Raw genomic sequence first — 12,840 nt, 5'->3', positions numbered from 1 at the left:
ATCATAGGCTTCTTTATTTTATCAAAATGCATCACTAACCGACAATGTTGTTTTTACTAAAAAAAGTTCCGTGCTTTGGAAAAGCACGGAACTTTTTCTGCTTCTTATTGACTAGCTAGCTTTAAAGCCGTTTGAAGCTGACGATCTTCATCTTTGGATTTAATTTTTTCTAATAGTTTTGTTTGTAAAAGCGCTGCTGTATCTTCATCAATTTCACCTGTAGCTTTTTGCTTATTGGCTTTTTGGAATGCAGTTACAGCTGTTTCTGTCTCTTTACTAAAATATCCGTCTGTACGTCCAGGTTCAAAGCCAAGGCCTTTTAGCATCACTTGAGCATTCTTCACTTGGTCACCTGTCATATCACGTGTTAATGGCTTTTTATCAACTTGAATTGGATTTGCATAATAGTAATCCGGCTGCTTGACTTCTACCGTTGGTTTTATACCTTTTTCGTTAATCCAGTTTCCATCAGGCGTTAGCCATTTATAGAACGTTAATTTTAAATTACTGCCGTCTTCCATTGGAACAGCTTGTTGAACCGTTCCTTTTCCATAGGATTTTTCACCGACTAGCTTGTATCCGCCTGCTTCTTTTAATGCCCCGGCAAGAATTTCAGAAGCAGATGCACTTCCTCCATCAATCAAGGCCACAATTGGATAATCCTTTTGCTTTTTCATTGAAGAAACCACTTTTTGACGTTCACCGTTACGATCTTCAATTTGAATGTATGGCTTTTTATTCGTTACTAATTTATCGAGCATTTTTTCAACACTCGTTAAATAGCCACCAGGATTTCCACGAACATCTAGAACTAAACCATCAATATGTTTATTTTCAAGTTTTTTCAACTGTTTCGTAAATTCGTCTCCCGTTGACTCAGAGAATGACGTAATTTCCATGTAACCAATTTTTTTATTGTTTACATTTTTAACAGAAGAATAGACGGTTTCAATTGGAATCTCATCTCTTACAACTTTTACTTTCATCGTTTCTTTCACGCCTGGTCTTTGAACATCTAATGTCACGGTAGAGCCTTTTTTACCTCGAATTTTTAATACCGCTTCATTCAATTCAAGACCCGCGATACTTTTACCATCGATCTTTAAAATCTGATCATTTGGTTTTAATCCTGCTTTTTCCGCAGGAGATTGTTTAAACGGAGCTACGATTGTTACTTTTCCATCTACCATGCTTACTTCAGCACCAATCCCCTCAAACGATGAATCAAGAGACTGCGTGAATTGCTGTGCCGTTTTCTTATCCATGTAAGATGAGTGAGGGTCTCCTAAGGTTTGTACCATTCCTTGGATTGCGCCATCTAATAATTTTTTGTCATCTACATCTTTGTAATATTTTGAAGATATCAGTTCGTAAGCCTGCTTGATTTTGTCTAGCTCTTCCTTTTCCACTTTACTATCATTTGAAGAAGTTGTAAGGGGGGTACTGACTGTTCCAGCATTTGCATACTGAATGCCAAAATATGTACCTGCTGCTCCAACAACTAAGGAGAGTGCCATTAATAGTGCAACGATTTTCCGATTCAAGTTCTTTCATCCTCCTCAACCTTAAGCCATCTCTTCTTATTATAATAGATACAACCAAAACTATGTAATAAAAAGGATGCATGTGTTATTTGTAGCAAAAGGCACCACACAAATCAAGTGCGATGCCTTTTTGTTAAACTATATGTTGAGCTTGTACCACGTATGCTAGGAACTTAAAATTTAATATAACGTTCAGGGTTTACAGCAGAGCTTTTGCCTTTCCAATCGCCCTTATGCAATTCAAAATGTAGGTGAGCACCAAACGAACGTCCTGTGTTCCCTATATAACCTAATTGTTGACCTTTATTGATAGATTGACCACTTGAGACGCTGTAGCTCTCTAAGTGAGCATAAACTGTAACCCACGTCTGACCTTCGACATTGTGACGAACAAATACGGCATTACCAAAAGAAGAAGAATGATATGCTCTAATTACTTTTCCGCTTGCTGCGGCTACAACTGGCACACTTTCTCCTCGCTTTCCAATATCAATACCGTAATGTCCTCTTCCAAACGTTTCTCGATATCCAAAATGAGATGTTACCGGGCCCTTTGCCGGCCTCATAAACGACCCGCTTGTAACAGGTGGTGCCTCCTCTGTTGCCCCGGCTTTTTCAATTTCTTGCTGTTGAGCTTGTGCTGCATTTTTTTGATCGGCTAAACTAGAAGCTTGCTCTTCTAATCCAACGGCTTCTTCATTAAATTCTTTTTCCTGATCTTTGAGCGTTTGCATGAGGTGATTCTTTTCATCCACTTGTTTTTGCAGCTGCGCACGAAGATTTTTAAGTTCTTCAAGCGCTTGATTTACTTCCGTTAGCTTGTTTTGAACTTTTGTTTCTTTCTCTTCTTTTGCCTTTTTATCAGCTTCATGCTGCATTAACAAATCGCGGTCAGCCCCTACAATTGTCGAAACCGCACTCACTCTGCTAATAAAGTCTCCGAAGCTTTCAGAGCCTAGCAGTACATCTATGTAATCCACAGACCCGCCGTTTTCTTGTAAAGCACGAGCACGCTTTTTTAATAGCTCATTTCGTTTTTCAATTCTTTTTTTTACAACGTCAATTTCATTTTTCAGCTTTTCGATGTCTTGCTTTGCTTTTTCTACTTCAGCTTCACGGCTGCGGATGTCTGCATTTGTCTGTCCGACTTCTGAATCCAAACGCGCAATCTCAGCTTCTTCGTTTTTTTGCTGTTCTTGAACTTCTTTTAATTTCTCTTTATTTTGATTAATATTTTGGTTCACATCGTTACTTTTTTTCTCTAAATCACTGAGTTTAGTAGTGCTGGCACTTTCTGCATAAGCAACTTTTTCATTACCTATCCAAGCTGTACCTAGTCCAACTAAAACTGCTGCTGTCATTACTAATGTCTTACGTGTCATTTGTTTCTCCCCATTTGCACATATTTCCCCGTATAAACGGGCATTAGCAAGACCCCCATTAGCACTTTTTTCTATTTTTATCTGTAATTACACAACAACCTCACATCTGATAAACATCAAATGTGAGGTTGTTATAATCTATTATGTTAAAAATCTATCTTTATTTTCGTAAGAATTTACGGATGGATAATGTACTTCCCCACATCCCAATTAGACCGCCGATTACTAGTAATAATAGCGATACTTGAAGCACGAATGGAAAAGCAGGTAAAAGTTCAAAGAATCCATCAAATTTAGGTTGAACTTCATTATATAAAACGCTGTACACACCGATAATAACAGCAATTGGCACAATAGAACCAAGCACTCCTAAAAACAGACCTTCAATAAAGAACGGCCAGCGAATAAAGGAGTTTGTGGCTCCAACTAAGCGCATAATTTCAATCTCTTCACGGCGAGCTACAATCGTAATTTTAATTGTATTTGAAATGAGGAACATCGCTGTAAATAGAAGCCCTAAAATCAGTACTACTCCGATATTACGAGCTACTTTCAGCACTTTAAATAACTTTTCAACTTGATCTTGTCCGTATTGAACTTTTGCTGCATACGGATATTTCTCAATTTGTTTAGCTACTTTTGCGACATCAGTCGGCTCTTTTGTTTTAACAACAAACACATCATTTAATGGGTTTTGCTGCTCAAACGGTTCAAAAGCTTGTCCTTCATCACCCATACTATTAATTAAATCTTTTAACTCTTTATCTTTAGAAGAAAACGTCACCGTATCAACTTGCTTAATTGCATCTAGCTTTTCTTTCATTGCTTTTCGATCATCCGCTGTCGCTGCAGCATCAACGTGAACGCGAATTTCCACATCATTTTCAATCAATTTAGCAATGTGGTTTAAATTCATCATCAACATAAAAAATACGCCTACAAGCAAGAGCGTCACGGTAACCGCGCTTGCAGATGCGAATGTCATCCAGCCGTTTCTTCCTAAACTTTTAGATCCTTCACGTAAGTGGCGACCGAATGTCCTAGCCTTCATATCCGTATTCACCTCTTACTTCATCACGCACAACATTTCCATTTTCAATCGCAATTACGCGCTTTCGAATTGTATTTACAATTTCACGGTTATGCGTTGCCATTAAAATAGTCGTACCGCGTTTATTAATCTCCTCAAAAATATCCATGATTTCCCATGAAGTCTCCGGATCAAGGTTCCCTGTCGGTTCGTCGGCGATGACAACCTTAGGACTATTCACAATTGAACGCGCAATAGACACACGCTGCTGCTCTCCTCCAGATAATTCATCAGGGAAAGAATCCATTTTACCCTTTAACTTAACAAGCTCTAGCACCTCTAGCACTCGCTTTTTAATTTCTTCGGGACTTTGCTCAATTACTTCTAGTGCAAAAGCAATGTTTTCATAGACCGTTAATTTTGGAAGCAGCTTGAAATCTTGAAAGACTACACCAATATGACGTCTAAAGATAGGAACTCTGCTATCTTTTATTTTTGCTACATTTGCACCGTTTACAATGATATTTCCTGAAGAAGGCTTTTCTTCACGATACATCATTTTAATAAAAGTGGATTTTCCTGCTCCACTTGGTCCTACGATATAAGCAAACTCACCTTGATTAATCTTGATGCTAATGCCATTGATTGCTTTTACACCGTTCGGATACGTTTTATATACATTTTGCATTTCAATCATAAGTAATCACCTAATCAAGTGTGTTATTTTAATACTATGTAAAACTTGTCAAAATACGACAAAACTCTACAATTCAAACCAAAAATTCGACTCTGCTCACGCGCTTTCTCATTATAACATCACTCTTCGTGAAAATAAGCCCCAAAAATATTACATTTTTATTTCAAATATGACATAAGTAGGATATTTTTAGCAGGGTATGAGAATTTATCCTTATTTTTAATTCTGTTGTTTTTTGCTGTTCATTTTTTTACGAATATCGTTAGACAAAGCACATTCATGTCTACTTTTTTACAAACAAGGTATGATAAATAAGAAAAACGATGAGGAGAGATAACATGATCACTATTTATGGAAGTTCACGGGAAAACGGAAATACGGAAGAATTGGCTAAAGCAGTCTTAAAAGATATCAATACTGAAGAAGTTTACTTACGTAGGCATACCATTAACCCCATTACTGATATGCGTCACGATGAACATGGATTTACCAATCAACAAGATGATTATTATGATATAGCGAAAAAGATGGCAGCGCACGATACTATTTTATTTGTTACGCCTCTCTACTGGTACGGTATGAGCGGATTGATGAAGAACTTTGTGGATCGTTGGTCTGAAAGCCTTAGAGATTCGACAATCAACTTTAAAGAACAAATGAAAAATAAGCGCGTCTATGTATTAGTAGTCGGGGGCACAGGCGCATCTGTAAAGGCCCTTCCTCTTATTATGCAATTTCAATACATTGTCGATTTTATTGGTTCTTCCTTTAGCGGATACATCATTGGAGAAGCCAATGCACCTGGAGACATAGCAAAAGATGTCAAAGCTCAACAGCAAGCTATTGTCTTAAATGAACAATTAAAGCAGCTTTAACACAAAAATAAGACGGATACCCGTCTTATTTTTTCTTTGCCAGCCAAGCCGCAACTTTTTTGGCATCTTCTTCATTAATCAGTCCTTTTGGCATACCGCCTTGACCATTGTTAATAATGTTTTCAATTTCAGCTTCTGAGTGCTTGCTGCCTACATGCTGCAAGCTTGGCCCATTTGCTCCTCCTAAATCTACACCGTGACAGCCTGTACAGTTTTTCTTCACAATATCTTCTGCACTCGCTGAAGATTCACCGGCAGATTCATTTTTGGAACTGCCTCCGCCGCACGCGGACAAAACAAGCGCTAGGCCAATTGTTAACGTTAATAATACTTTTTTCAAGCCTTCTCCCCCTTGCTGTAGAGTTTTCACTCTATTATAACCTACTCAAGAATGTTTAAAACACTCTGTTTACAAGGACTTTGTTTCAATTTCATGAATTCTCTCATCGTATTTATGTATGAGGTCAAGCAATTGATTCGTTTCCTAAACGTTTTTTGTATACTACGCGTGAAATTGTCACACTGAGCTCATATAAGAGCAGAAGCGGGACAATGACTAAAATATCCGAAATAAAATCAGGAGGAGTAATAAGCACAGATATCACAATTAAAGCAAAATAAGATAACTTCCTTGCTTTAGCTAACCTCACTGGATTTAGAACCCCTAAACGCGTTAAAAATAAGACAACTAAAGGCATTTCAAATAAAAAACCAAATGGTAAACACAGATTAAGCATAAAACGGAAATAATGCTCCGCCGTAAACATGAGTGAAAACTGATCATTCGACAAACCTGTTAAAAATGCTAAAACCATTGGAAATAAAACAAAATAACCAAACCCCAAGCCACTTACAAATAAGAGAAAAAAGAATGGAATGAAGGTAATCATAATCTTATACTCTTCCTTTTTTAATCCCGGTGAAACAAACCGAAATACTTGATAAGCAGCTACTGGAAGTGTAAAAGCAAGCGCAAAAACAAATGCAATCACCATATAAATCCATACAATTTCACTTGGTCCAAGTACAGCAAGCTTGCCGTCCAAATCTTTCACTAGCCACTGATAAATATCTTGTACAAATACAAAACTGACAATAAGTAAAACTACAAATGCACAAAGTGTTTTAATAATACGAACACGCAATTCTTCAAGGTGCTCCATCAAGCTCATTTCTCCCATTGTCTATTTCTCCTTTCTGACAAGTAGAAATAGACGAGTTTCCTCGTCTATTTCCTTACTTACAATGTCGATTCATTCCTTTTTTGTTCAGAAACGGTTGCTGCCTGCTTTTCTTTAACACTTTCATCATCTGATACGAGCCCTTTTGCTGCTCCTTTAAATTCAGTTAATGTTCGCCCAAACGCCCGTCCAACTTCCGGCAGCTTAGACGGCCCAAAAATAATTAACGCAATGACCAAAATAATAACTAAACCAGGAATTCCAATATTAGAAAGCATACTTGACCTCCTTTCCCTTACTCAATTTACTGCTGTACTTTTTCTTTCTTTTTCAACTCTTGTTTTTCATGTGCTTTCCCGTGTGCCCGCATACGATCTTCCTCTACTTCCTTAGAAATCTTTAGCCCACGCGGCACGTTATTTACTTCAACTTCTGTCATACCTTTTCCATCTTTTTTATATTGAAAGGAAGCTCGAGTTGAAATTTCCGCACCAGGTTCTGTTACAAAAGGCACAACGCGATAATCAGCTTGCCATATATCAGGAGTGACCGTACACCTTACATATCCTCTGTAATCATTAAAGAATGTGAGATGTGGATTTTGACTTAAAATTTTATCCGTATCAGCTCGTTTATCTGCTCCGTTCCCTCCGGAAGTGATGGAGGTGCCAACGAACTCTGCACCAATAATTCTTGAATTAAGATTGGCAAAATCCGTGTGTAAATTAGAAGCCCAGTTAGCGTGCACATCTCCAGTTAGTACAATGACGTTGTCCAACTTTTTCTTTTCAATAAAATCAATAACACGCTGACGATTCGCCGTATACCCATCCCATGCATCCATGCTGTATGTAGGCTTAGCCGCCGTTCCAAATTTTCTGGGAGCAAAGAAAATTTGTTGAGCCAGTACGTTCCAATGACACGCTGATTTTTCAAGATTAGTAAAAAGCCATTTTTCTTGTTCAATCCCTAATAGCGTACGTTTAGGATCAAGAGATTCTGGCGTTTGCGGCTTTGTTCCGTCTCCGTTTGCTTGATCGTCTCTGTATTGACGCGTATCCAACACTTGAAAGGAAGCTAGTTTCCCATATGAAAAGTCACGATACAATCTCATATCCGTTCCGTGAAGCAAGGATGTTTGACGCAAAGGCATATGTTCGTAATAAGCTTGATAAGCTGCCGCGCGGCGTTGAATAAATGCTTCTACTGATTGTCCTTTTTCAGGAATTACATTTGCATAATTGTTTTCTACTTCATGATCATCCCACGTCACAATCCACGGAAAAGCAGCATGAGCAGACTTCAAATTGGCATCTGACCTGTACTGAGCATGCCTGTTTCGATAGTCTTGAAGCGTTTGAATTTCTGCGCTGCTGTGAGTACGAACATTTCCGCTTGCAGCCACATACTCGTTTGGTCCATATTCATAGATGTAATCGCCCAAATGAACCACAAAATCCAATTGTTCTTTAACCATATGTTCATAAGCTGTAAAGTAACCATGTTCATACTGTTGACACGAAGCGAATGCAAACGTCATGCTGGCTACTTCTGCATTTGCTGAAGGAAGTGTTTTTGTTTTTCCAACCGGGCTTAACTCATGACCGCTTTTAAATCGATAATAATAAATACGGCCTGGCTTTAATCCTTTTACATCAACGTGAACAGAGTGAGCAAGTTCAGGTCTAGCTATTTCTGTTCCTCGTTTGACAATTCGATGAAAGTCTTCATCTTCGGCAAGCTCCCATTTTACTGGAACGGGTTGATTAGGCATTCCCCCGCCATTCAATGGGTCTGGTGCTAATCTTGTCCAAAGAACAATACTATCTGCTAAAGGATCTCCCGATGCGACGCCTAAAGTGAACGGATAACTTGAAAATTTAGGCGCTGCCGCTGAAACTTCTACTGCATTTAAACCGATAGACTGAGCAATTGTTAAGCCAAGTGATACTCCTGCTACTTTTCCAGCTCCTTGTAAAAAACGCCTTCTATCAAACCCTTTACTCGAAGAAAAACTGTTCTGTTTTACTTGCTCTATTAATTCGTGTAACGATTTATTTGCCACTGCACATGCCCCTTCCTCTTGATTTAACTCAAATTATAAAAGCTGTTTGTAAAAGAGGTATAAAGGATTGTAAAGAAGCATTTACCATAAAATAGGTATTTTAAACCATTTTATTTCATTGACAAAATAAGCGAACGGACGACAGCAACCTTTAAATTTCTGCATTTTCTTAATTTTCTATCTACAAATAGTTCTTTACGCTCGTTTTTCTTCATTCAAATTTTACAAAGTCCTAACAACTAAAAAAAGGCAGCATACCGAGGTATACTGCCTTTTGATTAAATATGAGAACGTAAATACGCATCAATAAACGGATCTAGATCTCCATCCATTACACTTTGCGTGTTTCCGACTTCCGTATTTGTGCGGTGATCTTTTACTAACGAATACGGATGGAATACGTAAGAACGAATTTGACTTCCCCATCCAATATCTTTTTGTTCTCCGCGGATTTCAGCTAGCTGTTCTTGCTGCTTCTCAATTTCTAACTGATACAACTTAGATTTTAACATCTTCATTGCTTGCTCACGGTTTTTAATTTGTGAACGTTCCGTCTGACAAGATACGACTACATTAGTTGGGAGGTGAGTAATACGAACAGCTGAATCTGTTGTATTGATATGCTGACCTCCGGCACCGCTTGCACGGTACGTATCAACCTTCAAATCTTCCGTACGAATATCAATTGAAATTTCATCGTTAAATTCCGGCATTATGTCGCACGATACGAACGACGTATGGCGACGGCCTGATGAATCAAACGGAGAAATACGAACGAGACGATGAACGCCTTTTTCAGCTTTTAAATACCCGTACGCATTATGGCCTTTAATTAAAAGCGTTACACTTTTAATACCAGCTTCATCCCCAGGTAAGTAATCAAGTGTTTCTACTTTGAAACCTTTTTTCTCCGCCCAGCGCGTATACATACGTAGTAACATTGAACCCCAATCCTGTGATTCTGTTCCACCAGCACCTGGGTGCAATTCTAAAATGGCGTTATTTTTATCATACGGCTCGCTTAAAAGCAGCTGTAATTCAAAGTCGTTCATGCCTGAAATAAGCTCTTTTAGTTCACTAACTAGTTCTTCTGCTAAATCTTCATCGTATTCTTCTTTTACAAGTTCATGAGATATCTGTAAATTTTCGTATGTTTCATCTAAGTGGTTAAATTGATTTACTGCATCTTTTAAACCATTGGCTTCATTAATAACAGTCTGAGCTGCCTGCTGGTCATTCCAAAAATTTGGATCAGCCATAGTCTCATCTAATTCATCGATACGAGCTTGTTTTGTATCGAGGTCAAAGAGACCCCCTAAAGTCCGCTAATCGCTTAGCTGTTTTGTCAAGTTCTTGCTTAATTTCTACTAAATCCATGAGTTAAACACCTCTATTTTATTTTTGACGCACAGGAAGGAAATGAGAAGACTCATTTCCTTCCTGTACTAGTTCATTCTATACTAATTGACTCTTATTTTATGATTCTTTACCGCAGCAGTTTTTATACTTTTTGCCACTTCCACAGATACAAGGATCATTTCGGCCAACTTCTATCGCATTTACTTTTGGCTTCTTCTTAGCCGGCGCGTCTCCTTCTTTTGGATGAACAGCCGCCTGACCTTGCGCTACTTCTTGACGCTCAAGGTTGTTGTTAATTTCTGCTTTCATGATATACTTCGTCACTTCTTCTTCAATGGTTGCAATCATATTTTCAAACATCGCAAAACCTTCCATTTGGTATTCGCGAAGAGGATCTGTTTGGCCGTACGCACGAAGGTGGATACCTTGGCGAAGCTGATCCATCGTATCGATATGATCCATCCATTTAGAATCAACTGCTCTAAGAACAACTACTTTTTCGAATTCACGCATTTGTTCTTCAGGGAGCTGCTCTTCTTTTTCATTATAACGAGCTTTTGCATGATCTACCAGCAGTTCTACCATTTCTTCAGGCTCTTTACGGCGAAGATCTTCTTCTGTGACTTCGCCTTCCTCAAGAACATTAGCATTTACGTAATCAATAATCGCTTGTAAATTCCATTCTTCTTCTAATTCTTCACGCGGTGTATTTACCTCAACCACACGCTGTAGCGTTGATTCAATCATACGTTCTACAATCGCACGTAAGTTGTCTGAATCAAGCACTTCAAAGCGCTGTTTGTAAATAACTTCACGCTGCTGACGAAGAACATCATCATATTGAAGCAATTGTTTACGCGCATCAAAGTTATTACCTTCAACGCGTTTTTGAGCGGATTCAACAGCTCTTGTTACAATTTTACTTTGAATTGGCTGTGAATCATCCATACCAAGACGATCCATCATCGCCATCATATTATCAGAACCAAATCGGCGCATTAATTCATCTTCCATGGATAGATAGAATTGAGACACCCCTGGGTCCCCTTGACGTCCAGCACGTCCGCGGAGCTGATTATCAATACGGCGTGATTCATGACGCTCTGTACCAATTACAGCAAGACCTCCAGCTTCAACGACACCTTCACCTAGTTTAATATCCGTACCACGACCGGCCATATTCGTTGCGATTGTTACCGCACCTTTGTGACCCGCATTCTCGATAATATCCGCTTCACGCTCATGCTGTTTTGCATTTAAAACGTGATGGCGAATGCCTTTTTTCTTTAATAATGCTGATAAAACTTCAGATGTTTCAATCGCAACTGTACCAACAAGAACAGGCTGTCCTTTTGCGTGGCGCTCGGCAATATCTTCCACTACCGCATTAAACTTGCCTTCCATTGACTTGTAAATTAAATCCGCTTTATCATCACGTGAAATTGGCTTGTTTGTCGGAATAACGACAACGTGCATGTTGTAGATATTACGGAATTCTTCTTCTTCCGTTTTAGCTGTACCCGTCATACCTGATAATTTTTCATACATACGGAAGTAGTTTTGGAATGTAATTGTAGCTAACGTCATGCTTTCATTTTGAATCTCAACGTTCTCTTTAGCTTCGATAGCTTGATGCAAGCCGTCACTAAAACGTCTTCCTTTCATCAAACGACCAGTAAATTGGTCAACGATTACGACTTGATCTTCATCAATTACATAATCCACATCGTTTTGCATCGTTACATGTGCTTTAAGCGCTTGGTTGATGTGATGGTTTAGCGCTACGTGTGAAATATCAAATAAGTTTTCAATGCCAAATGCGCGCTCCGCTTTTGACATACCTTCTTCGGTTAGCTGAACGCTTTTTGTTTTGATATCAAAAGTAAAATCGGTTTCTTTATCAAGCGTGCGAACGAATGCATTAGCTTGAATATAAAGCGCAGTCGATTTCTGTGCGCTGCCGGATATAATAAGCGGCGTACGTGCTTCATCAATTAAGATAGAGTCAACTTCATCGATTACAGCAAAATGAAGCGGACGTTGAACCATTTGTTCTTTATAAAGCACCATGTTATCACGTAAATAGTCAAATCCTAGTTCATTATTTGTACTATACGTAATATCCGCTGCATATGCTTCTTGTTTTTCTTCACGCGTTAAATGGTTTAAGTTTAACCCTACTTTCAAGCCTAGGAATTCATATAAACGACCCATTTCACTAGCATCACGGCTCGCTAAGTATTCATTGACTGTTACTACATGTACACCTTTGCCTGTAATGGCGTTTAAGTATACAGGCATAGTAGCTGTCAACGTTTTACCTTCACCCGTTTTCATTTCCGAGATATTCCCTTCATGCAGAGAAATACCCCCCATTAGCTGAACTTTGTACGGATACATGCCTAACACACGTTTCGCTGCTTCACGTACAACCGCAAAAGCTTCATCTAATAGGTTATCGAGCGATTCACCATTTTGGTAGCGTTGTTGAAATTCAGCTGTTTTTTCACGAAGCTGATCGTCCGTTAAAGACGCTATTTCAGGACCTAACGCATCAATTTGGTCCGCCATTTTTTCTAAACGGCCGATTTGGCGCTGATTGCCGTCAAACACTTTTTTAAATAATCCAAGCATATTAAAACGCTCCTCTATTTATAATCAGTACATTTTATACTATTTTCATTCATATCTGTATCTTTCATTATAA

Annotated in this window: 11 protein-coding genes; 1 reads left to right on the top strand and 10 read right to left on the bottom strand. The window is 38.6% G+C overall.

Features of this window, described 5'->3' with window-relative positions; translation table 11 throughout:
* Nucleotides 1-104: 104 nt before the first annotated feature.
* The 4 genes from ACH0CI_RS19605 to ftsE form a co-directional block, all read right to left on the bottom strand.
* Complete coding sequence (locus ACH0CI_RS19605; protein ID WP_028412032.1) at nucleotides 105-1,544, bottom strand: S41 family peptidase; 1,440 nt, start codon at nucleotides 1,542-1,544, stop codon at nucleotides 105-107.
* Between the two features lie 173 nt (nucleotides 1,545-1,717).
* Nucleotides 1,718-2,926: a murein hydrolase activator EnvC family protein gene (locus ACH0CI_RS19600; RefSeq protein ID WP_406902115.1), complete on the bottom strand. Its 1,209-nt coding sequence runs from the start codon at nucleotides 2,924-2,926 to the stop codon at nucleotides 1,718-1,720.
* 160 nt (nucleotides 2,927-3,086) lie between these two features.
* Complete coding sequence (ftsX, locus tag ACH0CI_RS19595) at nucleotides 3,087-3,977, bottom strand: permease-like cell division protein FtsX (RefSeq protein WP_014457813.1); 891 nt, start codon at nucleotides 3,975-3,977, stop codon at nucleotides 3,087-3,089.
* On the bottom strand, nucleotides 3,967-4,653 hold the full coding sequence (gene ftsE, locus ACH0CI_RS19590) for a cell division ATP-binding protein FtsE (RefSeq protein WP_013085414.1): 687 nt from the start codon (nucleotides 4,651-4,653) through the stop codon (nucleotides 3,967-3,969). Before ftsE ends, ftsX begins: the two co-directional genes overlap by 11 nt.
* 338 nt (nucleotides 4,654-4,991) lie before the next feature.
* Between ftsE and ACH0CI_RS19585 the strand changes: the two genes are divergently transcribed.
* Nucleotides 4,992-5,528 carry a flavodoxin family protein gene (locus ACH0CI_RS19585; protein ID WP_028412030.1) on the top strand — a complete coding sequence of 179 codons (537 nt, stop codon included), beginning with the start codon at nucleotides 4,992-4,994 and terminating at the stop codon, nucleotides 5,526-5,528.
* A 25-nt stretch (nucleotides 5,529-5,553) separates the two neighbouring features.
* On the opposite strand, the gene cccB is transcribed toward ACH0CI_RS19585, so the two are convergent.
* The 6 genes from cccB to secA form a co-directional block, all read right to left on the bottom strand.
* A complete protein-coding gene (gene cccB, locus ACH0CI_RS19580) occupies nucleotides 5,554-5,868 on the bottom strand; it encodes a cytochrome c551 (RefSeq protein WP_013059743.1) in 315 nt (104 codons plus the stop codon).
* 124 nt (nucleotides 5,869-5,992) lie between these two features.
* Entirely contained in the window at nucleotides 5,993-6,709 is a 717-nt protein-coding gene (gene tatC, locus ACH0CI_RS19575; protein ID WP_028412029.1) for a twin-arginine translocase subunit TatC, read from the bottom strand.
* Nucleotides 6,710-6,768: 59 nt separating this feature from the next.
* A complete protein-coding gene (locus tag ACH0CI_RS19570) occupies nucleotides 6,769-6,987 on the bottom strand; it encodes a twin-arginine translocase TatA/TatE family subunit (RefSeq protein WP_028412028.1) in 219 nt (72 codons plus the stop codon).
* Between the two features lie 26 nt (nucleotides 6,988-7,013).
* Entirely contained in the window at nucleotides 7,014-8,747 is a 1,734-nt protein-coding gene (locus tag ACH0CI_RS19565; protein ID WP_406902157.1) for an alkaline phosphatase D family protein, read from the bottom strand.
* Between the two features lie 305 nt (nucleotides 8,748-9,052).
* Nucleotides 9,053-10,151 (bottom strand): peptide chain release factor 2 gene (gene prfB / locus ACH0CI_RS19560; protein WP_114896991.1). Its coding sequence is split into 2 segments (ribosomal slippage): nucleotides 9,053-10,087 and nucleotides 10,089-10,151, totalling 1,098 coding nucleotides; the frame shifts between segments, so codons are not numbered across the junction.
* 99 nt (nucleotides 10,152-10,250) lie between these two features.
* Nucleotides 10,251-12,767, bottom strand: a complete 2,517-nt coding sequence (gene secA, locus ACH0CI_RS19555; RefSeq protein WP_013059748.1) for a preprotein translocase subunit SecA — start codon at nucleotides 12,765-12,767, stop codon at nucleotides 10,251-10,253.
* Nucleotides 12,768-12,840: the final 73 nt, after the last annotated feature.

This window comes from Priestia sp. 179-F W1.4 NHS, assembly GCF_045369295.1.
Taxonomy (GTDB): domain Bacteria; phylum Bacillota; class Bacilli; order Bacillales; family Bacillaceae_H; genus Priestia; species Priestia zanthoxyli.
This window is presented reverse-complemented; position numbering and strand designations above follow the sequence as displayed.

Excerpts from the sequence above, each read along its gene's own strand:
- ACH0CI_RS19570 (WP_028412028.1), bottom strand. The coding sequence starts at position 6,987 with ATGCTTTCTAATATTGGAATTCCTGGTTTAGTTATTATTTTGGTCATT.
- tatC (WP_028412029.1), bottom strand. The coding sequence starts at position 6,709 with ATGGGAGAAATGAGCTTGATGGAGCACCTTGAAGAATTGCGTGTTCGT.
- secA (WP_013059748.1), bottom strand. The coding sequence starts at position 12,767 with ATGCTTGGATTATTTAAAAAAGTGTTTGACGGCAATCAGCGCCAAATC.
- ftsE (WP_013085414.1), bottom strand. The coding sequence starts at position 4,653 with ATGATTGAAATGCAAAATGTATATAAAACGTATCCGAACGGTGTAAAA.
- ACH0CI_RS19600 (WP_406902115.1), bottom strand. The coding sequence starts at position 2,926 with ATGACACGTAAGACATTAGTAATGACAGCAGCAGTTTTAGTTGGACTA.
- ACH0CI_RS19585 (WP_028412030.1), top strand. The coding sequence starts at position 4,992 with ATGATCACTATTTATGGAAGTTCACGGGAAAACGGAAATACGGAAGAA.
- ftsX (WP_014457813.1), bottom strand. The coding sequence starts at position 3,977 with ATGAAGGCTAGGACATTCGGTCGCCACTTACGTGAAGGATCTAAAAGT.